Raw genomic sequence first — 25,478 nt, forward strand, 5'->3', positions numbered from 1 at the left:
GGGCCGTAACCATGGATAACTTGCCCCTCGGGCCGATGCTCGCTGTACTGGCCCTGCTGATTCTATGGTCAGGCTTGTTTACCGCCATCGAAGTCGCTCAACAGCACCTGCTGGCGCAGCGCACTGCCTCGCGCTCGAGCGACAAGCCGCTGGCCAGGCTGAACTTCCCGCGTGAGAGCCTGATTCTGTGCAACACCCTGTGCCGGGTCCTGACAGTAATCATTGGCACGTTGCTGGCCCTGACTTACTGGCAGGAAAACGGACCGTGGCTGGCCTGCCTCAGCGCTACCTGCGCCCTGCTGGTCTTTGCCGACTACCTGCCGCGCACCCTGGCCACGCGCTATCCCGAAGCGATCCTGGGCATGGGCAATGCCCTGCTCGGCGTGCCGCTGAAGATCCTCTATCCCGCCGCCTGGCTGCTCAACGGCATCGCCCAATTGTTCCTGCGCCAGCTGAGCGCCAGACCGTCCAGCGTCAAGCAAAGCGACGACGAGTCAGCGCCAACCCACGACCAGGGACCAGAGCAAGAGCAGCCCGCCTTCCGCCCGCACCTGCTGTCCGGCATTCATGCGCTGGACAACATCACGGTCAATGACATCCTGGTACCGCGCAGTGAAGTCGACGGGATCAATCTGGACGACCCGATCGAAGAGATCATCGACCAGCTGAAGAACTCCAACCGTACCCGCCTGCCGGTGTTCCACAGCGATATCAATCAGGTTGAGGCGGTGCTCAATACCCGGCAGATTCGCCATCTGTTGCCCGATGCGAGCCTCACCAAGGAGGCCTTGCTAGCAGCTTGCCACGAACCGTACTTCGTTCCGGAAAGCACTCCGCTGCAGCTGCAATTGTTAAACTTCCACAAACAACAGCGACGCCTGGGCATGGTGGTTGACGAGTATGGCGAGGTGCTCGGCATCGTTACCCTCGAAGAGATTCTCGAAGAAATCGTCGGCGAGTTCGAAAGTCAGCAAAGCCTCGACAACCCGCATATTCACCCTCAGCCCGACGGCCGACTGATGATCGACGGCGCCGCCTCGATCCGCGAATTGAACAAGAGTCTCGGCTGGCACCTGCCCAGCGACGGCCCGAAAACCCTCAATGGACTGGTTACCGAAGCACTGGAAACCATCCCGGAGAGTGCGGTCTGCCTGAAGATCGGTCGCTATCGCCTGGAAATCCTCGAAACCGAAGACAACCGGGTCAGCCGTGTGTTGATCTGGCATGTAGCAGCTGGCGAGTCCGCGAGCCTGCGTTCGACCGCGCCGTATCCGTTAAATCGCGCTTAACCAACGACGACCACTTCGTCCGAACGCGGCCCGAGTCGAACGCAGCCTCGCAGGCTCGGCAGCTGCTACATATCCTCTTGTTTGATCGATAGCTCCCTTCCTATAATCCAGGCGCTTACCCAGCCCCGCCAAACCGCGTGCTACCCGCACTCAGCGACATCCGGCCCCGCACTGCCCGCACCTGCCCGGTGCCGACTCCGATCTCGAGTCGCAGCGCGTCAAACCGATTTGAATCGAGTCGCCTGACAGATCGCATCGCGAGCAAGCTCGCTCCCACACTAATCTGTGGTGGTCACAAATAGTGTGTCCACAAAAGATCCAGTGTGGGAGCAAGCTTGCTCCTGATGGCCGCGACTTGGTTACAGCTCTACTACGACAGCCCGAGAAGCACGAGTCGCTTTCGCGCGAGCCGTTTCAATCGATTCGTCACGAGCCAACGCAACCCCCATCCGACGTTGACCATTCACCTCTGGCTTGCCGAACAGACGCAATGCCGTATCCGGCTCGCTCAATGCGGCGCCCAGGTTGGCGAAAGCAGTCTGGGTCGACTGCCCTTCCACCAGAATTACCGCCGAAGCCGATGGACCGAACTGACGGATCAACGGGATCGGCAACCCCAGGATCGCCCGCGCATGCAGGGCGAACTGCGACAAGTCCTGAGAAATCAGCGTCACCAGGCCGGTGTCATGGGGGCGAGGCGAAACTTCGCTGAACCACACCTGATCGCCCTTGATGAACAGCTCGACGCCGAACAGGCCCCGCCCCCCCAAGGCTTCAGTCACCGCTTTGGCAACCCGCTCGGATTCCGCCAAGGCAATCGGGCTCATGGCTTGCGGCTGCCAGGATTCCTGGTAATCGCCCTTCTCCTGACGGTGGCCGACCGGCGCGCAGAAGGTGGTGCCGCCGATATGGCGCACAGTCAGTAGAGTGATTTCGTAATCGAAGTCGATAAAACCTTCGATGATCACCCGGCCCTTGCCGGCACGACCGCCTTCTTGCGCATAATCCCAGGCCTTCTGCACGTCATCGACGCTGCGCAGCAGGCTCTGGCCTTTGCCCGAGGAACTCATCACCGGCTTGACCACGCACGGGAAGCCCAGGTCTTCGACTGCCTTGCGATAGTCTTCGACGGTGTCGGCGAAGTGATACGGCGAGGTCGGCAGGTCCAGCTCTTCAGCAGCCAGACGCCGGATACCTTCTCGGTTCATGGTCAACTGAGCGGCACGGGCAGTCGGAATCACGGTAAAACCTTCGGCCTCCAGCTCCACCAGGGTAGCGGTGGCGATGGCTTCGATTTCCGGCACGATGAAGTGCGGCTTCTCCGCTTCGATCACCGCACGCAGCGCCGCGCCGTCGAGCATGTTGATCACATGACTGCGATGGGCCACTTGCATGGCCGGTGCGTTGGCGTAGCGATCCACGGCGATCACTTCAACGCCCAGGCGTTGCAGCTCGATTACCACTTCCTTGCCCAGCTCACCGCAACCACACAGCAAAACGCGGGTCGCGGTTGGCGACAATGGAGTTCCGATACGGGTCATCTCAGGTCCTCAAAGGAGCGGATCATCGAGGGTCGCACGCAAGGCGGGCTTCCCATGGGGAGAAAGCGCGGCATTTTACATGAACCGGACGGCCGAGCGGGGCGATGCGGCATTCCGACAAGCCCCCTCGCCACAAATGTTCAGATATTCGGTTTGGCCCCGATCATCCACACCAACCCGCTGGACTTGGCCCGTTCATGACACAACCCCAGCACCTTGCGGCGCTCATCGTTGTCCATCCGGCTCCAGCGGGTGATTTCATCGACGGTTCGCTGGCACCCGGTGCAAATGTCGTCGTCATCCAGCGCGCAAATGTTCACGCAGGGCGAGGCGACCGGTCGCTCGGTCGCGCTCATTGTTCCTGCTCGACCAGATCCCGGGCATAACGCTGGGAGTTGTGCACATAGTGGGCGGCGCTGGCTTCGAGCATTTTCTTCTGCGCTTCGGTCAACTCGCGGACCACCTTGCCCGGCGAGCCCATCACCAGCGAACCATCGGGGATTTCCTTGCCTTCGCCGATCAGCGAATTGGCGCCGATGATGCAGTTCTTGCCGATTTTCGCCCCGTTGAGGATCACCGCATTGATCCCGATCAGGCTGTAATCGCCAACGGTGCAGCCGTGCAGCATGGCGTTATGGCCGATGGTCACGCCGGTGCCGATGGTCAGTGGGTAGCCCATGTCGGTGTGCATGACGGTGCCATCCTGCACGTTACTGTTCTTGCCGATCAGGATCAGTTCGTTGTCACCGCGCAATACGGCGTTGAACCAGACGTTGGCGCCCTCTTCCAGTTTGACCTTGCCCACCAGCGTGGCGTTGGGTGCGACCCAACTCTGCGGATGGGTTTCGACTCGGGCGTCGCCCAGGCGGTATTTCATCTAGTTATCCTCAAGGCTCAGGGTGCCACGGGTTCATGCCATACGAGCGATGGCTTCAAATATTGATAAAACTTTCAGGAGGATGGTGCAGGCTGATTTTCGCGTCATAAAGCAGATTGATCAATTCGACGATCATGATCGCCGTCAGGCCCCAGATCTTGTACTCGCCAAAACGGTAGCTGGGGACATACCAACTTCGGCCCTGGTAGTCGATCCTGTGGGTATGTTCGCGCGGGTCCTGACGGAAAAACTCCAGCGGTACGCTGAACACCGCGGCAATCTCCGCATCATTGGCCAGATACTCGACGTAATCGGGAATCACTCCGACATAAGGCGTGACCTTGATCCCGTGCAATGAGATCAGCGGACTGAGGGGCCCGATCACTTCCACCAGCCCCGGCGGCAGACCGATTTCTTCTTCGGCTTCGCGCAACGCTGTGAAAATCAGGTCCGGGTCTTCCGGGTCACGCCGCCCACCCGGGAAAGCCACCTCGCCGCCATGGGTCGAAAGCCCGCTGGCACGCAGAGTCAGGACCAGCTCCGGCTCGTCACTGCGGGTGATCGGCACCAGCACCGCCGCTTCGGGAAAACGTAGATCGGTCTCCAGCGTTCGCGGGGTGTGGTTGCTTACACGATGAAGCAGCTCGTCCAGCATGAGTCATCTCGATCTGTTGGCTACCTCGCATCATGCACCAAAGAAATCCCTCGCCCAACCCCCGATCCATGGCATGTCGCTTAACGACAACTTGCCGACAACGGGCCTCTCACGCCAAGATAGGTCCAGCCTCCACGGAAACCCAGCATGAAATTCTGCAGCCACTGCGGCAACCCGGTCACCCAGCGCATTCCCGAGGGCGATTCACGCCTGCGTTTCGTCTGCGATCACTGCCAGACCATCCATTACCAGAACCCCAATATCGTCGCCGGCTGCCTGCCGGTCTGGGGCACTCAGGTGCTGCTCTGCCGCCGGGCCATCGAACCGCGGCGCGGCTACTGGACCTTGCCGGCAGGCTTCATGGAGAACGGGGAAACCATAGAGCAGGCGGCGATCCGCGAGACCTTCGAGGAAGCCTGCGCGCGGGTGCGCAACCTGAGCATCTACACCCTGATCGATGTGCCGCATATCAGCCAGGTGCATGTGTTCTTTCGCGCAGAACTGGCGGACCTGGACTTTGCCGTTGGCCAGGAAAGCCTGGAAGTGCGGCTTTTCGAAGAAGCCGACATCCCTTGGTCCGAGCTGGCTTTCCGCACGGTCGGGCGTACATTAGAATGCTATTACGCTGACCGCAAGACAGAGGTTTTTCCTGTCCGGTCCGAGTCGATTCCACCACTCGCTCAACCTGCGATCACATAAACAAAAAACGTACGCGGCACCTCGTACTCTTAGGGATATCGTTTCAATGCGCTGGTTGCTTGCCCTCTTCTGCCTGTCTTTCATTGCTGTATCCCAGGCCTCCACGGCGGATCCCCTGGACGGCAGGCTCATCGAAAAAGTGCTGATCATCAAATCAGCCCATCAACTGCAACTGATCAACAACGGCAAGCCGTTCAAGTCCTATCGCATTTCCCTGGGCAAACAACCCAGGGGCGCGAAGCTCATGGAAGGCGACAAGCGCACCCCCGAAGGCCTCTATTGGCTGGACTGGCGCAAGGTCAGTGACCGCTTCAATCTGGCCATGCACATTTCCTACCCCAATATCAGCGATTCGGCCCGTGCCCGCCGTGAAGGGGTAGAGCCAGGCGGAATGATCATGATCCACGGCACTCCCGATACCGAGGACAACCCGGAACACTTCTTCCACACCCTGGACTGGACCGACGGTTGCATCGCCATGCGCAATATCGACATGCGCGAAGTCTGGAACCTGGTCCCGGACGGCACGATGATCGAAATTCGGCCGTAATAAAAAAAAAGATCAAAAGATCGCAGCCTGCGGCAGCTCCTACGGATTGAATACCACTTCACCCCGTAGGAGCTGCCGCAGGCTGCGATCTTTGCTTTTCTGCTTCACCCCCCCAATACCACTTTAAACCGTCTATCGCCGCTGCACCCTTTAGTGGCTTGCATTGTGCCGTGCGCAGCAAAGTACTGGCATTGACATGGTATTCAAGTGGTATTAATTTTCACTGACTACCGGGCGACAACACTCCTATCCGCATCGGACACCTATCACATGAATCACATCCTGGCCCTGCGCCCTGACGAAACCCAGCCAACGCCGCTGTACCTGCAACTGGCCCGCAATCTGGAAGCCGCGATCCACGCTGGCCAATGGAAAGCCGAGCAGGCAATGCCCTCGGAGCGCACTCTCAGCGATCTGCTGGGCATCTCTCGGGTAACGGCGCGCAAGGCCCTGGAAGTACTGTTCGAGCAAGGCCTGATTCGCCGCAGCCAGGGCTCCGGAACCTTCATCACCCCACGCATCGAGCAGCCACTGTCGCGCCTGTCCAGCTTCAGTGAAATGTTGCGCCTCAAAGGCTTCGTCCCGGGTTCGCAATGGCTGGAGCGGGAAATCACTGCGCCAACCCATGAAGAACTGATCCGTCTGGCGCTGTCGCCGAGCGCCAAGGTCGCGCGCCTCAAACGCCTGCGCAAAGCCGACGACACGGTGATGGCCATCGAGATGAGCACCCTGCCCGCCTCGATCATCCCGCAGCCGCAAGCGGTGGGTGATTCGCTCTACGAATACCTCGACGGCATTGGCAAACCGGTGGTCCGCGCTCTGCAACACATCCAGGCGATCAACGCCTCGGACGAGTTCGCCGCGCTGGTCGGCATCGCCCCCGGCACCGCCATGTTGCTGATGACCCGGGTCGGCTACCTCGAAGACAACACCCCGATCGAAGTCACCGACACCTATTGCCGCAACGACTACTACGACTTTGTTGCCGAGCTTCGACGCTAAGAGCGGCGTCGCCAACGTCCTGAGAGCTATTTATGTCCGAAGACAACATTCTCACCGCCCAGGGTTGGGTTCGCGGTCGCCTGACTCATCGGGACGGCAAGGTCGTCAGCATCGAAGGCAGCCCCTGCGATCCGGCGGACAATGACCTGCCCTACCTGCTGCCGGGATTTATCGACCTGCATGTGCATGGCGGCGGCGGCAAAGACATCATGGAAGGCCTGCCCGCCTTCGAAACCATTACCCGCACCCATGTGCGCTTTGGTACGACCTCGATGCTCGCGACCACCATGACTGCACCGCCCGAGGACATTTCCAGCGTCCTCGCGGCGCTCGGCGGCTTCTGCGAACAACGCGGCAAAGGCAGTGCCCGAGTCCTCGGAGTCCATCTCGAAGGGCCGTACATCAATCCCGGAAAGCTCGGTGCGCAGCCGAACTTCGCCCATACCGCGCTGATGGCGGAGGTTGAAGAATACCTGCGCCTGGCACCGATCCGGGTGATCACCATCGCTCCGGAAATCGCCGGCCACGACGGTTTGATTCGTACGCTCAGCGCTCGTGGGGTGCGCATGCAAATTGGCCATACCCTGGGCAGCTATGAAGAGGGCGTTGCCGCGCTGGAAGCCGGCGCCAGCAGTTTCACCCACCTGTACAACGCCATGAGTTCGCTGCATCACCGCGAGCCCGGCATCGTCGGCGCAGCCCTGGCCCATGCCCAATACGCCGAACTGATTCCTGACTTGCTCCACGTGCATCCCGGGGCGGTCCGCGTGGCGCTGCGTTCGATTCCCTGCCTGTATTGCGTCACCGACTCCACCGCTGCCGCTGGCATGCCCGATGGCGAATACAAGCTCGGCAGCCACACCGTGACCAAATGCCTGGGCGGTGTGCGCCTGGCCGACGGCACCCTGGCCGGCAGCACCCTGACCATGGATCAGGCGCTGCGCAATCTGGTGAAAATCGGCTTGCCCATCAGCGAGGCCTCGCAACGACTTTCGCAATTTCCCGCCGACTACCTCGGCATTCCCGATCGCGGCCGCCTGCAACCCGGCAGCTGGGCCGACTGCGTGCGGCTGGATCGCTCACTCACACTGACCGCCGTCATGGTCGAAGGAGAAGACATTGACTTCAAAAATGCTTGAAGAGGCACTGTCCTCGTTCGAAGCCGTGCAAGCCCAATTGCAGCAACTGGACCCGCAGATGATCGAGATTGCCGGGCGCCTGCGCCGTCAGCCGCCACAAGTGGCGATGACCGTCGCTCGCGGCAGCTCCGACCATGCGGCGAGCTACTTTGCGTACTTGACCATGCAACAACTGGGGATTCCAGTGGCTTCATTGCCGATGTCGGTAGTGACCATGCAGCAAGCACCGTTGAAGGTTAGCGGCCAGGTAGCGTTTGCCTTCTCGCAATCGGGACAAAGCCCGGACCTGGTGAACAGCCTGCGCCTGCTGCGCAAGCGTGGCGCACTGAGCATTTCCATGGTCAATGCCGAGAGCTCGCCGCTGGAAGCGGCGTGTGAATTCAGCCTGCCGCTGTGCGCCGGCACCGAAAGCAGCGTCGCCGCGACCAAGAGTTTTATCGCCACCCTCACCGCCAGCGCTCGTCTGGTCGCCCATTGGAAACAAGATGTGGAATTGCTGGAAGCAGGAAAAGCCCTGCCCGAAGGCCTGCGCGAAGCGGCGAAACAGGACTGGAGCCTGGCCATCGATGCCCTGCGCGATTGCCAACGCTTGATGGTCATCGGTCGGGGCGCCGGTTTCGCGATTGCCCAGGAAGCCGCCCTCAAGTTCAAGGAAACCTCGGCGATCCAGGCCGAAGCCTTTAGCAGTGCCGAAGTCCGTCACGGGCCGATGGCGTTGATCGACGAGAACTACCCACTGCTGATCTTCGCCCCGCGCGGTGCCGAGCAGGCCGGTTTGCTGAGCCTGGCTGCTGACATGCGCCAACGCGGTGCCCGGGTATTGCTGGCCGCTCCGGATGACGTCACCGAGCGTGACCTCACTCTGACTCGCGCCGAGCACCCGGCCCTCGACCCGATTCTGGCAATCCAGAGCTTCTACGTCATGGCCGCCGGTTTGGCCCTCGCTCGTGGCATGGACCCGGACCAGCCACGCCATTTGAGCAAAGTGACCCGCACGCACTAAGCCGATAGGTATCTGCACATCTTTGATGGCGGGTGAATAACCCCGTAGGCGCTGCCGAAGGCTGCGATCTTTTGACTTTGATTTTCAAATACAAGATCAAAAGGTCGCAGCCTTCGGCAGCTCCTACAGGGGGCGAGTTGATCCGAACCGTAGTTTTTATAAACGAGACCGAGCCATGCACAACAATAATAAAGAGCTGACCCTCAACGCCCCGCTCAGCGGCCCGGTGCTCACACTCGCCAAGGTCCCGGACCCGGTGTTTGCCAGCGGCGCTATGGGCGACGGGATCGCCATCGACCCGCTGAATGACACCCTCCACGCACCGTGCGCCGGTGTGGTGATGCACGTCGCCCGCACCGGCCACGCGATTAGTTTGCGCGCCGATAACGGCGCCGAATTGCTGCTGCACCTGGGCCTCGACACCGTCGAGTTGCAGGGCGAAGGCTTCTCGATGCTGGTCAAGGAAGGAGCGCGAGTCAGCAATGGCCAGCCGCTGCTGCGTTATGAGCTGGACAAGGTCGCGCAGCAGTGCAAAAGCCTGGTCAGCCTGATGATCCTGACCAACAGCCAGGACTTTCAGGCGCGACCGATCGCCCTGAAATCAGTGAAAGTCGGCGAGCCGCTGCTCCACATCATTCGTCGGGACGTGTCTGGTGCGCAGGCGGAAGAGGACCTTTCGGGGAAGGAAATTCATGGACATGTTCGCATCGCCCATCGCGGCGGGTTACATGCCCGGCCGGCAGCGCTGATTCGTCACACAGCTCAAGGTTTCAAGTGCAAATCCGAGCTGCGGTTCGCTGGCAAATCGGCGACCTGTAACAGCTTGATCGGGTTGATGGGTTTGGCCGTCGGCGAGCAGGACGAGGTTCAGGTCAGCTGCCAGGGCCCGGACGCTGAAGCGGCGTTGCAAGCCTTGTTGGCTGCGCTGTCCACAGCACTGGCCGAAGACAGCCACGCCGCGGCGCCAACACCGACTGCCCAGCGCGGTCGTGCCGCCGAGGCAGGTGTGTTGCACGGTGTCTGCGCGGCTCCAGGCCTGGTCGGTGGGCCGTTGTTTCGTTTGAACGCGATCAGCCTTGCGGTGGACCCAGGCAAGCATGATCCAGAGCAACAACTCCACGCCCTCGACACCGCACTGACCCGAGTCCGCAGCGAAATCGACAGCACCCTGGCTCAGGCCAAAAAGCACCAGAACTCCGACGAAGAGGCGATCTTCGCTGCGCACCTCGCGCTGCTCGAAGACCCGGCATTGCTGGACGCGGCCAACCAGTCCATCGACCAGGGCATGGCCGCGACCCACGCCTGGAGCCAGTCGATCGATGTGCAGTGCGACATCCTCCAGCAACTCGGCAGCCCGTTGCTGGCCGAACGCGCCAACGACCTGCGCGACCTCAAGCAACGAGTACTGCGCGCCTTGCTCGGTGAAACCTGGCACTACGAGGTGCCGGCCGGCGCCATCGTCGCCGCCCATGAGCTGACCCCGTCCGATTTGCTGCAACTGAGCCAGCAAGGTGTGGCCGGGTTGTGCATGGCCGAAGGTGGTGCAACTTCCCACGTGGCAATTCTGGCGCGGGGCAAAGGCCTGCCGTGCATGGTTGCGCTGGGGTCGACGCTGCTGGATCAGGGACAAGGCCAAGCGGTGGTGCTGGATGCCGACGGCGGTCGTCTCGAACTTATGCCGAATGCCGAGCGCTTGGCCGAGGTGCGTCAGGCACAAATAGAGCAGCAACAACGCCGAGCCCAACAACAGGCTCAGGCTCACACCCCGGCGCACACCCTTGATGGATTAAGGATCGAAGTTGCGGCCAACGTCGCCTCCAGTACCGAAGCGGCCGATGCCTTGGCCAACGGCGCCGATGGCGTCGGACTGCTACGCACCGAGTTTCTGTTCGTTGATCGCCAAACGGCGCCGGACGAGCAGGAGCAACGCATCGCCTATCAAGGGGTGCTCGACGCCATGGGCGACAAGTCGGTGATCATCCGCACCATTGACGTCGGCGGCGACAAGCAGCTCGACTATCTGCCACTGCCAGTGGAAGCCAACCCGGTACTCGGCTTGCGCGGCATTCGCCTGGCCCAGGTACGACCGCAATTGCTCGATCAACAACTGCGAGCCCTGCTGCACGTCAGTCCCCTGTCGCGCTGCCGGATCCTGCTGCCGATGGTCACCGAAGTCGAAGAGTTGCTGCACATCCGCCAGCGCCTCGACGTCTTGTGCAACGAACTCGGCTTGACCCAACTCCCAGAGCTCGGCGTGATGATCGAAGTCCCGGCGGCCGCACTGCTGGCCGAGCAACTGGCCGAACACGCGGACTTCCTGTCCATCGGCACCAACGATTTGTCCCAATACACCCTGGCCATGGACCGCGACCACGCCGGCCTTGCCTCGCGAGTGGACGCCATGCACCCAGCGCTGCTGCGGCTGATCGCCCAGACCTGCGCCGGTGCCGCCAAACATCAGCGTTGGGTTGGCGTCTGTGGCGCACTCGCCTCCGATCCGCTGGCCACGCCAGTACTGATCGGTCTGGGGGTCAGCGAGTTGTCAGTCAGCCCGGTCCAGATCGGTGAAATCAAGGACCGCGTCCGTCACCTGGACGCTGTCCAATGCCGACGCATCAGCCAGAACCTGCTCAACCTGAGCAGCGCCGCCGCTGTGCGTCACGCCTGTCACCAGCAATGGCCTCTGAGCTGAACAACAACAAGAATCCAGGGAGATCCGCCATGTACCAATACTTCATCGAAGGCCTGCAGCGCCTTGGCCGGGCGCTGATGCTGCCGATCGCGATCCTGCCGATCGCCGGTCTGTTGCTGCGATTGGGCGACACTGACCTGTTGAATATCGCGATCATTCACGACGCCGGGCAGGTAATCTTCGCCAACCTGGCGATGATTTTCGCCATCGGCATCGCCGTCGGTTTCGCCAAGGACAACAACGGCACCGCGGGCCTCGCCGGCGTCATTGGCTACCTGGTGATGGTCTCCACCCTCAAGGTGCTCGACGCGAGCATCAACATGGGCATGCTCGCCGGGATCATCAGCGGCTTGATGGCCGGCGCGCTGTACAACCGCTTCATGGACATCAAGCTGCCAGAATACCTGGCGTTCTTCGGCGGTCGGCGCTTCGTGCCGATTGTCACCGGGTTCGCCGCCATTGGCCTGGGCGTGGTGTTCGGCTTGATCTGGCCGCCGATCCAGCACGGCATCAACAGCTTCGGCGCATTGATGCTGGAAAGCGGCAGCTACGGTGCCTTCATCTTCGGCGTACTCAACCGCCTGCTGATCGTCACCGGCCTGCACCACATCCTCAACAACATGGCGTGGTTCGTCTTCGGCAACTTCACCGACCCGACCACGGGCGCACTGGTGACTGGAGATATAGCGCGCTACTTTGCCGGCGACCCCAGGGGCGGCCAGTTCACCACCGGCATGTTCCCGATGATGCTCTTCGGCCTGCCGGCCGCGTGCCTGGCGATGTACCGCAACGCCCTGCCGGAGCGCCGTAAAGTCATGGGCGGGATCTTCCTGTCGATGGCCCTGACCTCATTCCTCACCGGCGTGACCGAACCGGTCGAATTCGCCTTCATGTTCCTCGCGCCATTGCTCTTTGTGCTGCACGCGCTGTTGACCGGCCTGTCGTTGGCCATCACCAATGCGCTGAACATTCACCTGGGCTTTACCTTCTCCGGCGGCTTCATCGATATGATCCTGGCGTGGGGCAAGTCCACCAATGGTTGGCTGGTGTTCCCGGTAGGGCTGGTTTATGCGGTGATTTACTACCTGGTGTTTGATTTCTGTATTCGCCGCTTCAACCTGAAGACGCCGGGGCGCGAAGATGTTCCGACTGGCGAGAAAACCGTGGTCGCGGAGAACGAGCGGGCCGGGGCGTATATCAAGGCGCTGGGTGGTGCGCAGAATTTGATCACTGTCGGGGCATGCACCACTCGCCTGCGTTTGGACATGGTTGATCGCAACAAGGCTTCGGATGCCGACCTGAAGGCCCTCGGCGCCATGGCCGTGGTTCGTCCGGGCAAGGGCGGGAGTTTGCAGGTGGTGGTCGGGCCATTGGCGGACAGCATTGCCGATGAAATTCGCCTGGCCCTGCCCTACGCCAACCAGTTTGTTGCAGTTTCTTCCAGCCCGCAAACCGTCGTTGAAGTCATCCAGAAACCGCTGATGATTCCGGCACAAGAGGCGCAAAAATGGCTGAGCGCCTTCGGCGGCAGTGGCAATGTGTTGCAACTCAATTGCGTGGCGATGACCCGGCTGCGGGTACAGCTGGATAACGACAAGGCGCTGTCCGAAGGTCAGCTCAAGGAGTTGGGATGCCTGGGTGTCAGCCAGCTTGAGGGCGGAATCTGGCATCTACTGGTGGGCGAAAAGGCTTCGAGCTTGAATGCTGCGCTGGAAGCTTTGGTGAATCGAAGTGAGGTGAGCACGAAGGTTTAGATCTTCATTGCCTGTCAGAATTGGCCTTGGCAGTACCGAAAATTCCAGCGCCCAACAAAAAACCCGCTGACCGGTAAAGGTCAGCGGGTTTCTCATTCCAGCAGCAATGAAGATCAGAAATCTTCCAGCCGCCACACTTCGTAAGCCGGCGTCTCATAGGGATGGCTCTGCTTGAGCGCCATCACCACCGAGCGGATCAACTCGTCGGCCACTACCAGCTCAACCTTCCACTCCTCTACCTGCTCGACCAGACCGGTTTGCCCGAGAAACGGCTGGCTGCCGTCCAGCGGGCGAAACTGGCCCTGGCCCAGTACCTGCCAAGCGCAGTGATCATAAGCGCCAATCCGCCCGCCACCGGCGGCGAATACGGCGTTTTTGACCACTTCGACATGGCTCGCTGGCACAAAGAAGCTGAGCTTGTACACGGCCTTAGTTCACCCACACTCGCGCATTACGGAACATACGCATCCATGGCGCGTCTTCGTTCCAGTCTTCCGAACGCCAAGAGTTCTGCACCGCGCGGAACACCCGCTCCGGGTGCGGCATCATGATGGTCACGCGACCGTCGCGGCTGGTCAGCCCGGTGATCCCGCGCGGCGAGCCGTTCGGGTTGGCCGGGTAGGTTTCGGTGACCTTGCCATGGTTGTCGACGAAGCGCATCGCCACGCAACCCGACAGATCAGCTTCCAGCAACGCTTCTTCGCTGGCGAACTCGGCATGACCTTCACCGTGAGCGATAGCGATCGGCATGCGCGAACCGGCCATGCCCTGCAGGAAAATCGAATTCGACTCCTGCACCTGAACCATCGCCACACGGGCTTCGAACTGCTCGGAACGGTTACGCACGAAGTGCGGCCAGAACTCGCTACCCGGAATCAGCTCGTGCAGGTTGGACATCATTTGGCAACCGTTGCACACACCCAGGGTGAAGCTGTCAGTACGTTCGAAGAAACCCTGGAACGCATCGCGAGCGCGGCTGTTGAACAGTGCCGACTTGGCCCAGCCTTCACCGGCACCCAGTACGTCGCCGTAGGAGAAACCACCGCAAGCGACCAGACCTTTGAACTCGTTCAGGTCGACGCGACCGGCGAGGATGTCGCTCATGTGCACGTCGATTGCATTGAAGCCGGCACGGTCGAACGCCGCGGCCATTTCCACCTGACCGTTGACTCCCTGCTCGCGCAGAACCGCCACCTGAGGACGAATGCCTTTCTTGATGTACGGTGCGGCGACGTCCTGGTTCACGTCGTAGCTGAGCTTGACGCTCAGACCCGGGTTGTCTTCTTCCAGCAGCACGTCGAACTCTTGCTCGGCACACTCCACGTTGTCGCGCAGACGCTGGATCTGGTAGCTGGTTTCAGCCCACTGACGCTGCAGCAGACGACGCTGACCTTCGAAAACGGTTTCGCCGTTGAAGGTGATGCTGATTTCGCCATTGTTGAGCGGCTGACCGATCACCGACACGCAATCGCCCAGGCCGGCAGCGCTGAACTGCGCGAGGATATCCGGGGTAGCGTCCTGGCGAACCTGGATCACCGCACCGAGTTCTTCGTTGAACAGGATTGCGGCGATGTCGGCCGACGTTTCCGCCAGACCGTCGAGGTTCAGGGCCAGACCGCAATGGCCGGCGAAGGCCATTTCCACGGTGCTGGTCAGCAGGCCACCGTCGGAACGGTCGTGGTAAGCCAGCAAGTGACCGTCGGCGTTGAGGCCCTGGATCACTGCGAAGAAGGCTTTCAGGTCTTCGGCGTCATCGACGTCCGGAGCCTGCTTGCCGAGCTTGCCGTTAACCTGGGCCAGGATCGAGGCGCCCATGCGGTTCTGGCCACGGCCCAGGTCGATCAGGATCAGGTCGGTGGTGCCCTTGTCCATGCGCAGTACCGGGGTCAGGGTCTGACGGATGTCAGCCACTGGCGCAAAACCGGTCACAATCAGGGACAGCGGCGAAGTCACGCTCTTGTCGACGCCTTCGTCGTTCCAGCGGGTGGCCATGGACATCGAGTCCTTGCCCACCGGAATGGTGATGCCCAGCTCAGGGCACAACTCCATGCCGACCGCTTTCACGGTGTCGTACAGACGGGCGTCTTCACCTGGGTGACCGGCAGCGGACATCCAGTTGGCCGACAGTTTGATGTCGGAGATCTTGTTGATGCGCGAAGCCGCGATGTTGGTCAGGGTTTCGCCGATGGCCATGCGGCCCGACGCCGGAGCGTCCAGCAGTGCCAGCGGGGTACGCTCGCCCATCGCCATGGCTTCACCGGTATAGACGTCGAAGCTGGTCGCGGTGACAGCAACGTCGGCCACCGGCACCTGCCATGGGCCGACCATCTGATCACGGGCCACGAGGCCGGTGATGGTGCGGTCGCCGATGGTGATCAGGAAGCTTTTGCTGGCCACGGCCGGGTGATGCAGAACACGCTCGACACTCTCGGCGATGTCCAGCGTCGACGGATCGAAGTCGTCGCCCAGTTCGTTTTCGCGAACGGCCGAACGGTGCATGCGCGGAGCTTTGCCCAGCAGCACCTCCAGCGGCATGTCCACCGGGCTGTTGCCGAAGTGGCTATCGGTAACGGTCAGTTGCGGCTCGGCAGTGGCTTCACCGACGACCGCGAATGGGCAGCGCTCGCGCTCGCAGATCGCCTGGAAGCGCTCGAAGTCCGCAGGTCCCACGGCCAGAACGTAGCGTTCCTGGGATTCGTTACTCCAGATTTCGTGCGGGGCCATGCCCGGCTCGTCGTTTGGAATATTGCGCAGCTCGAAGCGACCACCACGGTTGCCGTCGTTGACCAACTCCGGGAAGGCGTTGGACAGACCGCCCGCGCCCACATCATGGATGAAGCTGATCGGGTTGTGTTCACCCAACTGCCAGCAACGGTCGATGACTTCCTGGCAGCGCCGTTCCATTTCCGGGTTTTCGCGCTGAACCGAAGCGAAATCCAGGTCTGCCGAGCTGGTGCCGGTGGCCATGGAGGAAGCAGCGCCGCCACCCAGGCCGATCAGCATCGCCGGGCCGCCGAGCACGATAAGCTTGGAGCCAACAGTGATCTCGCCTTTCTGCACGTGTTCGGCACGGATGTTGCCCATACCGCCGGCCAGCATGATCGGCTTGTGGTAACCGCGAACTTCATCGCCACGCGGGGTGGTGATCGACTGTTCGAAGGTGCGGAAGTAACCGGTCAGGGCCGGACGACCGAATTCGTTGTTGAACGCGGCGCCACCCAGTGGGCCTTCGATCATGATGTCCAGCGCGGTAACGATCCGCTCAGGCTTGCCGTACGGCACTTCCCACGGCTGTTCAAAGCCTGGGATTTGCAGGTTGGACACGGTGAAACCGGTCAGGCCGGCCTTTGGCTTGGCACCGCGACCGGTTGCACCTTCGTCGCGGATCTCGCCACCGGAACCGGTGGATGCGCCCGGGAACGGGGCAATCGCGGTCGGGTGGTTATGAGTCTCGACTTTCATCAGGATGTGCACCGGTTCCTGCACCGCACCGTACTGGCGGGTTTCAGGGTCCGGGAAGAAACGGCCGGCGACGTTACCGACGATCACCGAAGCGTTGTCCTTGTAAGCCGACAGCACGCCTTCGCTGTGCATCACGTAGGTGTTCTTGATCATGCCAAACAGGCTTTTTTCCTGGCTCTGACCGTCGATATCCCAACTGGCGTTGAAGATCTTGTGACGGCAGTGCTCGGAGTTCGCCTGGGCGAACATCATCAGTTCGATGTCGTGCGGGTTGCGCTTCAAACCAACGAAGGCGTTGACCAGATAGTCGATCTCGTCTTCCGCCAGGGCCAGGCCCAGCTCGGTGTTGGCTGTTTCCAGCGCGGCGCGGCCGCCGCCCAGCACGTCGATCGCGGTCAGCGGCTTGGGCTCGGCGTGGCTGAACAGGCCGGCAGCTTGTTCGAGGTTGCCGAGGACGATCTGGGTCATGCGGTCGTGCAAGGCATCGGAAATCAGCTGCGCTTCAGCGTCGCTGAACTGGCCGGCAACGTAGAACGCGATACCGCGCTCCAGACGCTGGATCTTGCTCAGGCCGCAGTTGCGGGCAATGTCGCTCGCTTTACTGGACCACGGCGAGATGGTGCCGAAACGCGGCAACACCAGGAACAGACGACCGGTCGGTTCTTGTACCGGAACACTGGGGCCGTACTTCAGAAGGCGCGCGAGCACCTGCTGTTCGTCGCCGGTCAGGACGCCGGTAACTTCGGCGAAGTGAGCGAATTCAGCATACAGGCCGCTGACAGCCGGGACCTTCTGGCTCAGTTGCTCAAGGAGTTTGCTGTGGCGAAAGGCAGAAAGGGCAGGAGCGCCGCGCAGGATCAACATCTTCGGGACAGCCTCGGGAAGGGGTGTGCTTTGAGGCCGTGCATTCTAGCCTAAACCGCCCGTTACAGCACCCGAAACGGTACACCGGGCTTGCGCCGGACGTCGGCCAGTGCTCCAACACCTATAACTGTTGGTCATCAAGGCGGGTGCGAGGGGTTATTTTTCTCCTCTCCTTAATGCCCAATAGCCTGTTCTTGAGGCCTTCAGCCCGGTTTTCCAGTTGCTAGCAGACCTGCTCTTCGCTGTCGAGATATGGCGCTCGTGGTCCTTTGCGTATACTGCGCAAATGTTTTCCCAAATGGCTTTCCGTCCGCGCTGTGCCAAATGGCTCATCGCAACCGGACTCTTCCTGATGCTTGGTGCCTGTGTTGATAAACCCAGCACACTCGAGCGCGTAAAGGAGGACGGCGTACTGCGGGTGGTCACCCGTAACAGTCCCGCCACCTACTTCCAGGATCGCAATGGCGAAACCGGCTTCGAATACGAGCTGGTGAAACGTTTCGCCGACGATCTGGGGGTCGAACTGAAAATCGAAACCGCCGATAACCTTGACGACCTTTACGGTCAGTTAGGCAAACTCAACGGCCCGGTGCTGGCTGCTGCCGGTCTGGTCAGCAGCGAGAAACGCAAGCAACAAGTCAGGTTTTCCCATACCTACCTGGAAGTCACGCCACAGATCATCTACCGCAACGGCCAGCCACGCCCGACCAACCCGGCCGCTCTGGTGGGCAAGCAGATCATGGTGCTCAAGGGCAGCAGCCACGCCGAGCAGCTAGCGGCGCTGAAACTGAAATATCCTGGCATTCAGTACGAAGAGTCCGACGACGTTGAAGTGGTCGACCTGCTGCGCATGGTCGATGAAGGCCAGATTGACCTGACGCTGGTCGATTCCAACGAACTGGCGATGAACCAGGTCTACTTCCCCAATGTGCGGGTCGCCTTCGACCTCGGCGAGGCAAACAAACAGAGTTGGGCGGTGGCCGCCGGCGAAGACAACAGCCTGCTCAACGAGATCAACGAATTTCTCGACAAGGTGCAAAAGAACGACACCTTGCAACGTTTGAAAGACCGCTACTACGGTCATGTGGATGTACTCGGCTATGTCGGCGCCTACACCTTCGCCCAGCATTTGCAGCAACGCCTGCCCAAGTACGAGAAGCACTTCAAGGCCTCGGCCAAGGAAGAGCAAGTCGACTGGCGCCTGCTGGCCGCCATCGGTTACCAGGAATCGTTGTGGCAAGCCACTGTCACCTCCAAGACCGGCGTTCGCGGCATGATGATGCTGACCCAGAACACCGCCCAGGCCATGGGCGTGGCCAATCGCCTGGACGCCCGGCAGAGCATCAAGGGTGGCGCCAAGTACCTGGTCTACATAAAGGATCAGCTGGACGACAAGATCGCGGAACCGGATCGCACCTGGTTTGCGCTGGCAGCCTACAATGTCGGCGGCGGCCATCTCGATGACGCGCGAATCATGGCCAAGAAGGAAGGCCTGAATCCGAACAAGTGGCTCGACGTGAAGAAGATGCTGCCGCGCCTGTCGCAGAAGCAGTGGTACAGCAAGACTCGTTATGGTTATGCCCGCGGCGGCGAACCGGTGCACTTTGTCGCCAACATCCGCCGTTACTACGACATCCTGACCTGGGTGACGCAGCCGCAGCTGGAAGGCAATCAGGTGGCCGAGGGCAGCCTGCATGTACCTGGCGTGGACAAGACCAAGCCGAACCTGGAAACCCCGCCGCTTTAAATCGTGGTGCCTGCAAAAAGATCGCAGCCTGCGCCAGCTCCTACAGGATTTGCATACACCCGCAATTTACGGGTGCAATCGGTCGGCGCAGGAGCTGGCGAAGCCTGCGATTTTTTGATCTTAGGCTTTTGCCGCAGCCGCCAGAATCAACGCCTTCATCTCCCCCACCGCCGACTTGAAGCCGACGAACAGCGCATGAGCCACCAGCGCATGGCCGATGTTCAATTCATTGATGCCTTTGATCGCCGCGACCGCTTCGACGTTGTGGTAATGCAGACCGTGGCCGGCGTTGACGATCAGGCCCTGGGCCAGACCGCAGGCCACGCCATCCGCCACCCGCTGCAACTCTTCAGCGACTTCACTTGGGGTCTGGGCATCGGCGTAACGGCCGGTATGCAGTTCAATCGCCGGCGCGCCGACCCTTCTGGACGCTTCGATCTGCCGCTCATCGGCGTCGATGAACAGCGACACCTCACAACCGATTTTAGCCAGGCGCTCCACCGCGGCCTTGATCCGGGCTTCCTGCCCGGCGACGTCGAGACCGCCTTCAGTGGTCAGTTCCTGACGGGTTTCCGGGACCAGGCAGATATGGGCCGGACGGATGCGCTCGGCGAACGCCATCATTTCTTCGGTGACGCCCATTTCGAAGTTCATGCGGGTTTGCAGCACGTCCTTGAGCAGCAGCACATCACGCTCCTGGATGTGTCGGCGGTCTTCGCGCAGATGCACGGTAATCCCGTCGGCGCCCGCCTCTTCCGCATCCAGCGCGGCCTTGACCGGATCAGGGTAACGAGTGCCCCGGGCCTGACGCAGGGTGGCTACGTGGTCGATGTTCACGCCAAGAAGAATGCGATTGCTGGTGGTCACGGAAGCGCTCCTGAGAAATTGAGGGTTCGGCGCACAGCATACGGGTTGATCAAGGCTTGCGAAACAACTCGCGGCTGACCAATGGCCGGCCACCCAGGTGCACGGCCAATGCCTGGCGCATCAGCCGCTTGGCGGCGGAGAGCGCGCCGGGGGCCGTCCAGTCAGCTTCAGCCATGGCCAACAACTCGGTGCCGTTGAACAGGCCTGGCTGCAGCAGGTAGACCCGCTCAAGCCCGGCGTCGACCTGCAGGCGATACAAACCATCCGCCGCGATGGGCTCGCCGTGCAGGTCGCTGTCCAGTGCGAAGCCGTAGCCGAGATCATCCAGCAGTCGCCATTCGAACGCCCGCAGCAATGGCTCGAGCGGGCGGCCTTCGGCCAGGGCCAGCAGCGTCGCGGCGTAGTGATCGAAAACCGCCGGGTGCGGATCTTCGGCAGGCAACAGGCGAATCAGCAGTTCGTTGAGATAAAGGCCGCTGAACAGCGCCTCACCGTTGAGCCAATTGGAAACGCCAGCACTTTCCATCCGCCCGACATTTTTCAGCTCGCCGCGACCACGGAATTCGACTTCCAGCGAAACGAACGGTCGCGCCAGAGTCCCGGCCTTGCCCCGCGCACTGCGCAATACCGCCCGCAGCCGCCCTTGAGGCGTGAGGAAGTCCACCAGCGCGCTGTTTTCCCGGTAGGCCCGGCTGTGCAGTACAAAGGCGGGCTGGGCGGTAGGCGCGGTGGTCGACATGATGTTTTTTATGTCCCTGTCGGGGATTGCAAAAAAGATCGCAGCCTACACCAGCCCCCGTAGGAGCTGCCGAAGGCTGCGATCTTTTGATCTTTTGATCTTTGGATCTTTTACAGGTCGCCATAGCCCAGCGAACGCAGGGCGCGTTCGTCGTCGGACCAGCCGCCTTTGACCTTGACCCACAGGTTAAGCATGATTTTGGAGTCGAACAGCAGCTCCATATCCTTGCGCGCCTCGGTGCCGATGCGTTTGATCCGCTCGCCCTTCTCACCAATGATGATTTTCTTCTGGCCATCACGTTCGACGAGGATCAGCGCATGGATGTGCAAGGTTTTCCCCTGCTGCTTGAACTCTTCGATTTCCACGGTGATCTGGTATGGCAGCTCAGCGCCCATCTGGCGCATGATTTTCTCGCGCACCAGCTCCGCAGCGAGGAAGCGGCTGCTGCGGTCGGTAATCTGGTCTTCCGGGAAGAAGTGATCGTTTTCCGGCAAGTGCTGGGCGATTACGCGCTCCAGCGTGTCGAGGTTGTGCCCGTGCTGGGCAGAGATCGGCATGATCTGCGCGTTCGGCAGCTGTTCCTGCAACCAGGTCAGGTGCGGCATCAGCTCGGACTTGTCTTCGATGCGGTCGGTCTTGTTCAGCGCCACGATCAGCGGGCCGGTCACGTACTGGACGCGCTCGAGGACCATCTGGTCTTCGTCGGTCCACTTGGTGCGGTCGACCACGAAGATCACCACGTCGACGTCTTTCAACGCCGCCGAAGCGGTCTTGTTCATGTAACGATTGAGCGCTTTCTCGCCGCCTTTGTGCATGCCGGGGGTGTCGACGTAGATCGCCTGCACATCGCCTTCGGTCTTGATCCCGAGCATGTTGTGGCGGGTGGTCTGCGGCTTGCGCGAAGTGATCGCCAGCTTCTGCCCGAGAATATGGTTCAGCAGCGTGGATTTGCCCACGTTGGGGCGGCCGACAATGGCGACATAGCCACAGCGAGTTGCAGTTGAATCAGTCATGGCCATTCTCCACGCCCAGGGCAATCAGTGCTGCAGCCGCCGCTACCTGTTCGGCAATACGACGACTCACACCCTGACCTCGGCTTTTTTCGTTCAGTAAGGTGATTTCGCATTCGACGAAGAACGTCCGGCAATGCGGCTCACCCTGGATATCCACCACTTCGTAACGCGGCAGGTCACAGGCACGCGACTGCAGGAATTCTTGCAGACGAGTCTTTGGATCTTTGTTGGTGTCGACCAGCGTCAGGCCTTCGAACTCGGACGCCAGCCAGGCCAGCACGCGCTCACGCGCCATCTCCATGCCAGCATCGAGATAAATGGCTCCGATCAAGGCTTCCAGGGCATCCGCGAGGATCGATTCACGACGAAAACCGCCGCTCTTCAACTCGCCGGAACCCAGGCGCAGGTACTCGCCCAGATCGAAACCGCGGGCCAGTACGGCCAGGGTCTCGCCTTTCACCAGTCGTGCACGCAAACGCGACAGCTGGCCTTCGCGAGCGAGCGGAAAGCGATCGAACAAGGCTTCCCCGGCGACGAAGTTGAGAATGGCATCTCCGAGGAATTCCAGGCGTTCATTGTTGCGCCCGGCAAAACTGCGGTGAGTCAGGGCCAGGACCATCAGTTCCTGGTCTTTGAAGGTATAGCCGAGCTGACGCTCGAGACGGCTTAAAGAGACGCTCACGGTTTACCCACGCTGAGTTCGTGGTCGAATTTCACCACCATAGGGGCGAGGCACCGACGGCCCTCGACAATTAACGCTGTGTTCAAATCCACATCCTGAATATCATTGACTGCATGCTTTTGGCGATATCCCTGCAAAACTCACTGACGGCGGTGAAACCGCTGCCATGAAGCATTCTACAAGACCCAGAAAAGCATTCGGCGCTGTGTTCAACAGCGCCGTGTTTGATTACTTGATCAGGCCAACCCGCGAGAAATTCGGCAGGTGGCTGAGTTTTGGTTCGGGCCAGCTCATCCAGACTGCAAAGGCCTTGCCGACAATGTTCTTGTCGGGAACCATGCCTAGCAGATCCTTGGGAATACTTGGGTCATCCCAGTAGCGACTGTCGTTCGAGTTGTCGCGGTTGTCGCCCATCATGAAGTAATGCCCGGCGGGCACGACCCACTGACGGTCCGGCGGCGAACGGTAGCGGCTCATTTCCTTGCGGATCAGGTGCTCGGCAACGCCGAGTTTTTCCTTGTAAAGCTCGGCACTGCCCAGCGTACCCGGCTCGGAACCGACCATCTGCTCAGCGACCGACTGGCCGTTGACGAACAACCGCTTGTCGCTGGTGTAGCGAATCTGGTCACCCGGCAAGCCGACTACACGCTTGATGTAGTTGACATTCGGATCGCTCGGATAGCGGAACACCATCACATCGCCACGCTGTGGTTCACCGACTTCGATGACTTTCTTGTCGATCACCGGCAGGCGGATCCCGTAAGAAAACTTGTTCACCAGAATGAAGTCGCCAACATCCAGGGTCGGTTTCATCGAGCCCGAAGGAATCTGGAACGGTTCCACCAGGAACGAACGCAGCACCAGCACGATGAACAACACCGGGAAGAATGACTTGCCGTATTCGACCAGCAGCGGCTCTTTGTTCAGTTTCTCGACCACCACCCCGTCAGGCTGGCTGACGCTGCCCTGATAGGAGGCAATGGCGGCACGCCGACGCGGCGCCAGGAAAACCAGATCGAGCAACGCCAACAGGCCGCAGACGAACACGGCGATGACCAGCAACAGCGGGAAATTTAGCGACATAGGACCTAACTATCCAACCTGAGCACTGCAAGGAAGGCTTCTTGTGGAATTTCCACGTTACCGACCTGCTTCATGCGTTTTTTACCGGCCTTCTGCTTTTCCAACAGCTTGCGCTTACGGCTAACGTCACCGCCGTAGCATTTGGCCAATACGTTCTTTCTGAGTGCCTTGACGGAGGTCCGCGCAATAATCTGCCCGCCTATGGCGGCCTGGATTGCGACGTCGAACATCTGACGTGGAATCAGTTCTTTCATTTTCTCGGTCAACTGGCGACCTTTGTAGTGCGCGTTGTCCTTGTGCACGATCAGCGCCAGGGCGTCGACTTTGTCTCCGTTGATCAACACATCCAGCTTCACCAGATTAGCTGATTGATAACGATCGAAATGGTAATCCAGCGAAGCATAGCCACGGCTGGTGGACTTCAGACGGTCGAAGAAGTCCAGGACCACTTCGTTCATCGGCAGATCGTAGCTCACCTGGACCTGGGTGCCGAGGAACAGCATGTCGTGCTGCACGCCACGCTTTTCGATACACAGGGTAATGACGTTGCCCAGGTGCTCTTGCGGCACAAGAATATTGGCCCGCACGATCGGCTCGCGCATGTCCTCGATCGCCGACAGATCCGGCAGCTTCGACGGGTTATCGACGTAAATCGTTTCACCGGTTTTCAGCAACAGCTCGAAAATAACCGTCGGCGCCGTGGTGATCAGGTCCAGGTCGTACTCGCGCTCCAGGCGCTCCTGGATGATTTCCATGTGCAGCATGCCGAGGAACCCGCAACGGAAGCCGAAGCCCAGGGCGTCGGAGCTTTCCGGGGTGTACTGCAGGGACGAGTCGTTGAGCGTGAGCTTTTGCAGGGCTTCACGGAAATCTTCGAAGTCGTCGGAGCTGACCGGGAACAGACCGGCGTAGACCTGCGGCTGGATGCGTTTGAAGCCTGGCAGCACGTCGACGTCCGGCGTGGAGCTCAAGGTCAGGGTGTCACCCACCGGCGCACCGTGAATGTCCTTGATGCCGGCGATGATGAAGCCCACTTCGCCGGCCTTCAGATCAACGGTGGCGGTGTGCTTCGGGTTGAACACACCGACGCTGTCCACCAGGTGGATCTTGCCGGTGGACTTGACCAGAATCTTGTCGCCTTTCTTCACACGACCGTGGCGCACGCGAACCAGGGAAACAACGCCCAGGTAGTTGTCGAACCAGGAGTCGATGATCAATGCTTGCAGCGGATCTTCGATGTTGCCGGTTGGCGCAGGAATGGTGTGAACCAGACGCTCGAGCACTTCGTCGACGCCCAGACCGGTCTTGGCACTGCACTCGACCGCATCGGTGGCATCGATGCCGATGATTTTTTCGATTTCTTCTTTGACGCGCTCTGGATCGGCCTGAGGCAGGTCAATCTTGTTCAGTACCGGCATGACCTCAAGGCCCTGCTCGATCGCGGTGTAGCAGTTGGCAACCGATTGCGCTTCCACGCCCTGCCCGGCATCGACCACCAGCAACGCACCTTCACAGGCCGCCAGCGACCGGCTGACTTCATAGGTAAAGTCGACGTGGCCCGGGGTGTCAATGAAGTTCAGCTGGTACTTGATGCCATCTCTGGCGGTGTAATACAGGGTGACGCTGTGGGCCTTGATGGTGATCCCGCGCTCACGCTCGAGGTCCATGGAGTCCAGCACCTGGGCTTCCATTTCGCGCTCGGCCAGGCCGCCGCACATCTGGATGAAGCGATCGGCCAGAGTCGACTTGCCATGGTCAATGTGGGCGATGATGGAGAAATTGCGGATATGACTCAAATCACTCACGGATCAACACTCAAA

The 25,478-nt window shown here is 60.5% G+C and carries 21 protein-coding genes; 9 read left to right on the plus strand and 12 right to left on the minus strand.

Annotated elements, in window-relative coordinates:
- Positions 1–11: 11 nt before the first annotated feature.
- Entirely contained in the window at positions 12–1,289 is a 1,278-nt protein-coding gene (locus AC3IUA_RS25460; protein ID WP_489357602.1) for an HlyC/CorC family transporter, read from the plus strand.
- Between the two features lie 359 nt (positions 1,290–1,648).
- Here AC3IUA_RS25460 and purT read toward each other — a convergent pair whose 3' ends face one another.
- The 4 genes from purT to AC3IUA_RS25480 all read right to left on the minus strand — a co-directional run bounded on the left by purT (position 1,649) and on the right by AC3IUA_RS25480 (position 4,362).
- Positions 1,649–2,830 (minus strand): formate-dependent phosphoribosylglycinamide formyltransferase, encoded by a 1,182-nt coding sequence (gene purT / locus AC3IUA_RS25465; protein ID WP_489357603.1) that lies wholly within the window; start codon positions 2,828–2,830, stop codon positions 1,649–1,651.
- Between the two features lie 140 nt (positions 2,831–2,970).
- Positions 2,971–3,186 carry a DUF1289 domain-containing protein gene (locus AC3IUA_RS25470; RefSeq protein WP_489357604.1) on the minus strand — a complete coding sequence of 72 codons (216 nt, stop codon included), beginning with the start codon at positions 3,184–3,186 and terminating at the stop codon, positions 2,971–2,973.
- Positions 3,183–3,707 (minus strand): gamma carbonic anhydrase family protein, encoded by a 525-nt coding sequence (locus AC3IUA_RS25475; RefSeq protein ID WP_150801947.1) that lies wholly within the window; start codon positions 3,705–3,707, stop codon positions 3,183–3,185. The genes AC3IUA_RS25470 and AC3IUA_RS25475 overlap by 4 nt, the downstream gene beginning before the upstream one ends.
- Before the next feature lie 55 nt (positions 3,708–3,762).
- A complete protein-coding gene (locus AC3IUA_RS25480) occupies positions 3,763–4,362 on the minus strand; it encodes a CoA pyrophosphatase (RefSeq protein WP_489357605.1) in 600 nt (199 codons plus the stop codon).
- A 147-nt stretch (positions 4,363–4,509) separates the two neighbouring features.
- On the opposite strand from AC3IUA_RS25480, the gene AC3IUA_RS25485 reads away from it, so the two are divergent.
- From AC3IUA_RS25485 to nagE, 7 genes are all read left to right on the plus strand, one after another.
- A complete protein-coding gene (locus AC3IUA_RS25485) occupies positions 4,510–5,061 on the plus strand; it encodes an NUDIX hydrolase (protein ID WP_489357606.1) in 552 nt (183 codons plus the stop codon).
- 46 nt (positions 5,062–5,107) lie between these two features.
- Positions 5,108–5,611, plus strand: a complete 504-nt coding sequence (locus AC3IUA_RS25490; RefSeq protein ID WP_489357607.1) for a L,D-transpeptidase family protein — start codon at positions 5,108–5,110, stop codon at positions 5,609–5,611.
- Between the two features lie 270 nt (positions 5,612–5,881).
- The gene (locus AC3IUA_RS25495) at positions 5,882–6,613 is read left to right on the plus strand and encodes a GntR family transcriptional regulator (protein ID WP_489357608.1); all 732 of its coding nucleotides are present in this window, start codon (positions 5,882–5,884) and stop codon (positions 6,611–6,613) included.
- A 32-nt stretch (positions 6,614–6,645) separates the two neighbouring features.
- Positions 6,646–7,752, plus strand: a complete 1,107-nt coding sequence (gene nagA / locus AC3IUA_RS25500) for an N-acetylglucosamine-6-phosphate deacetylase (RefSeq protein WP_489357609.1) — start codon at positions 6,646–6,648, stop codon at positions 7,750–7,752.
- Positions 7,733–8,755 carry an SIS domain-containing protein gene (locus AC3IUA_RS25505; protein ID WP_489357610.1) on the plus strand — a complete coding sequence of 341 codons (1,023 nt, stop codon included), beginning with the start codon at positions 7,733–7,735 and terminating at the stop codon, positions 8,753–8,755. Before nagA ends, AC3IUA_RS25505 begins: the two co-directional genes overlap by 20 nt.
- A 175-nt stretch (positions 8,756–8,930) precedes the next feature.
- Positions 8,931–11,447 carry a phosphoenolpyruvate--protein phosphotransferase gene (gene ptsP / locus AC3IUA_RS25510; RefSeq protein WP_489357611.1) on the plus strand — a complete coding sequence of 839 codons (2,517 nt, stop codon included), beginning with the start codon at positions 8,931–8,933 and terminating at the stop codon, positions 11,445–11,447.
- A gap of 29 nt (positions 11,448–11,476) precedes the next feature.
- Positions 11,477–13,201, plus strand: a complete 1,725-nt coding sequence (nagE, locus tag AC3IUA_RS25515) for an N-acetylglucosamine-specific PTS transporter subunit IIBC (protein ID WP_489357612.1) — start codon at positions 11,477–11,479, stop codon at positions 13,199–13,201.
- Between the two features lie 113 nt (positions 13,202–13,314).
- Here nagE and AC3IUA_RS25520 read toward each other — a convergent pair whose 3' ends face one another.
- Positions 13,315–13,626 (minus strand): NGG1p interacting factor NIF3, encoded by a 312-nt coding sequence (locus AC3IUA_RS25520; protein WP_489357613.1) that lies wholly within the window; start codon positions 13,624–13,626, stop codon positions 13,315–13,317.
- 4 nt (positions 13,627–13,630) lie between these two features.
- Entirely contained in the window at positions 13,631–17,527 is a 3,897-nt protein-coding gene (gene purL / locus AC3IUA_RS25525; RefSeq protein WP_489357614.1) for a phosphoribosylformylglycinamidine synthase, read from the minus strand.
- A 286-nt stretch (positions 17,528–17,813) separates the two neighbouring features.
- Between purL and mltF the strand changes: the two genes are divergently transcribed.
- Positions 17,814–19,274, plus strand: a complete 1,461-nt coding sequence (mltF, locus tag AC3IUA_RS25530) for a membrane-bound lytic murein transglycosylase MltF (RefSeq protein ID WP_489357615.1) — start codon at positions 17,814–17,816, stop codon at positions 19,272–19,274.
- Between the two features lie 120 nt (positions 19,275–19,394).
- On the opposite strand, the gene pdxJ is transcribed toward mltF, so the two are convergent.
- The 6 genes from pdxJ to lepA all read right to left on the minus strand — a co-directional run bounded on the left by pdxJ (position 19,395) and on the right by lepA (position 25,463).
- Positions 19,395–20,141, minus strand: a complete 747-nt coding sequence (gene pdxJ, locus AC3IUA_RS25535; RefSeq protein ID WP_489357616.1) for a pyridoxine 5'-phosphate synthase — start codon at positions 20,139–20,141, stop codon at positions 19,395–19,397.
- 49 nt (positions 20,142–20,190) lie between these two features.
- The gene (recO, locus tag AC3IUA_RS25540; RefSeq protein WP_489357617.1) at positions 20,191–20,880 is read right to left on the minus strand and encodes a DNA repair protein RecO; all 690 of its coding nucleotides are present in this window, start codon (positions 20,878–20,880) and stop codon (positions 20,191–20,193) included.
- 110 nt (positions 20,881–20,990) lie between these two features.
- Positions 20,991–21,893 carry a GTPase Era gene (era, locus tag AC3IUA_RS25545; RefSeq protein WP_489357618.1) on the minus strand — a complete coding sequence of 301 codons (903 nt, stop codon included), beginning with the start codon at positions 21,891–21,893 and terminating at the stop codon, positions 20,991–20,993.
- Complete coding sequence (gene rnc / locus AC3IUA_RS25550; RefSeq protein WP_489357619.1) at positions 21,886–22,575, minus strand: ribonuclease III; 690 nt, start codon at positions 22,573–22,575, stop codon at positions 21,886–21,888. Before rnc ends, era begins: the two co-directional genes overlap by 8 nt.
- A 228-nt stretch (positions 22,576–22,803) precedes the next feature.
- Positions 22,804–23,658, minus strand: coding sequence for a signal peptidase I (gene lepB, locus AC3IUA_RS25555; RefSeq protein WP_489357620.1), 855 nt, complete (start codon positions 23,656–23,658; stop codon positions 22,804–22,806).
- A 5-nt stretch (positions 23,659–23,663) separates the two neighbouring features.
- Positions 23,664–25,463: a translation elongation factor 4 gene (gene lepA, locus AC3IUA_RS25560; protein WP_489357621.1), complete on the minus strand. Its 1,800-nt coding sequence runs from the start codon at positions 25,461–25,463 to the stop codon at positions 23,664–23,666.
- Positions 25,464–25,478: the final 15 nt, after the last annotated feature.

It is taken from the genome of Pseudomonas sp. KH_050, from assembly GCF_057838875.1.

Excerpts from the sequence above, each read along its gene's own strand:
- AC3IUA_RS25460 (WP_489357602.1), top strand. The coding sequence starts at position 12 with ATGGATAACTTGCCCCTCGGGCCGATGCTCGCTGTACTGGCCCTGCTG.
- purT (WP_489357603.1), bottom strand. The coding sequence starts at position 2,830 with ATGACCCGTATCGGAACTCCATTGTCGCCAACCGCGACCCGCGTTTTG.
- AC3IUA_RS25470 (WP_489357604.1), bottom strand. The coding sequence starts at position 3,186 with ATGAGCGCGACCGAGCGACCGGTCGCCTCGCCCTGCGTGAACATTTGC.
- AC3IUA_RS25475 (WP_150801947.1), bottom strand. The coding sequence starts at position 3,707 with ATGAAATACCGCCTGGGCGACGCCCGAGTCGAAACCCATCCGCAGAGT.
- AC3IUA_RS25480 (WP_489357605.1), bottom strand. The coding sequence starts at position 4,362 with ATGCTGGACGAGCTGCTTCATCGTGTAAGCAACCACACCCCGCGAACG.
- AC3IUA_RS25485 (WP_489357606.1), top strand. The coding sequence starts at position 4,510 with ATGAAATTCTGCAGCCACTGCGGCAACCCGGTCACCCAGCGCATTCCC.
- AC3IUA_RS25490 (WP_489357607.1), top strand. The coding sequence starts at position 5,108 with ATGCGCTGGTTGCTTGCCCTCTTCTGCCTGTCTTTCATTGCTGTATCC.
- AC3IUA_RS25495 (WP_489357608.1), top strand. The coding sequence starts at position 5,882 with ATGAATCACATCCTGGCCCTGCGCCCTGACGAAACCCAGCCAACGCCG.
- nagA (WP_489357609.1), top strand. The coding sequence starts at position 6,646 with ATGTCCGAAGACAACATTCTCACCGCCCAGGGTTGGGTTCGCGGTCGC.
- ptsP (WP_489357611.1), top strand. The coding sequence starts at position 8,931 with ATGCACAACAATAATAAAGAGCTGACCCTCAACGCCCCGCTCAGCGGC.
- nagE (WP_489357612.1), top strand. The coding sequence starts at position 11,477 with ATGTACCAATACTTCATCGAAGGCCTGCAGCGCCTTGGCCGGGCGCTG.
- purL (WP_489357614.1), bottom strand. The coding sequence starts at position 17,527 with ATGTTGATCCTGCGCGGCGCTCCTGCCCTTTCTGCCTTTCGCCACAGC.
- mltF (WP_489357615.1), top strand. The coding sequence starts at position 17,814 with ATGTTTTCCCAAATGGCTTTCCGTCCGCGCTGTGCCAAATGGCTCATC.
- recO (WP_489357617.1), bottom strand. The coding sequence starts at position 20,880 with ATGTCGACCACCGCGCCTACCGCCCAGCCCGCCTTTGTACTGCACAGC.
- era (WP_489357618.1), bottom strand. The coding sequence starts at position 21,893 with ATGACTGATTCAACTGCAACTCGCTGTGGCTATGTCGCCATTGTCGGC.
- lepB (WP_489357620.1), bottom strand. The coding sequence starts at position 23,658 with ATGTCGCTAAATTTCCCGCTGTTGCTGGTCATCGCCGTGTTCGTCTGC.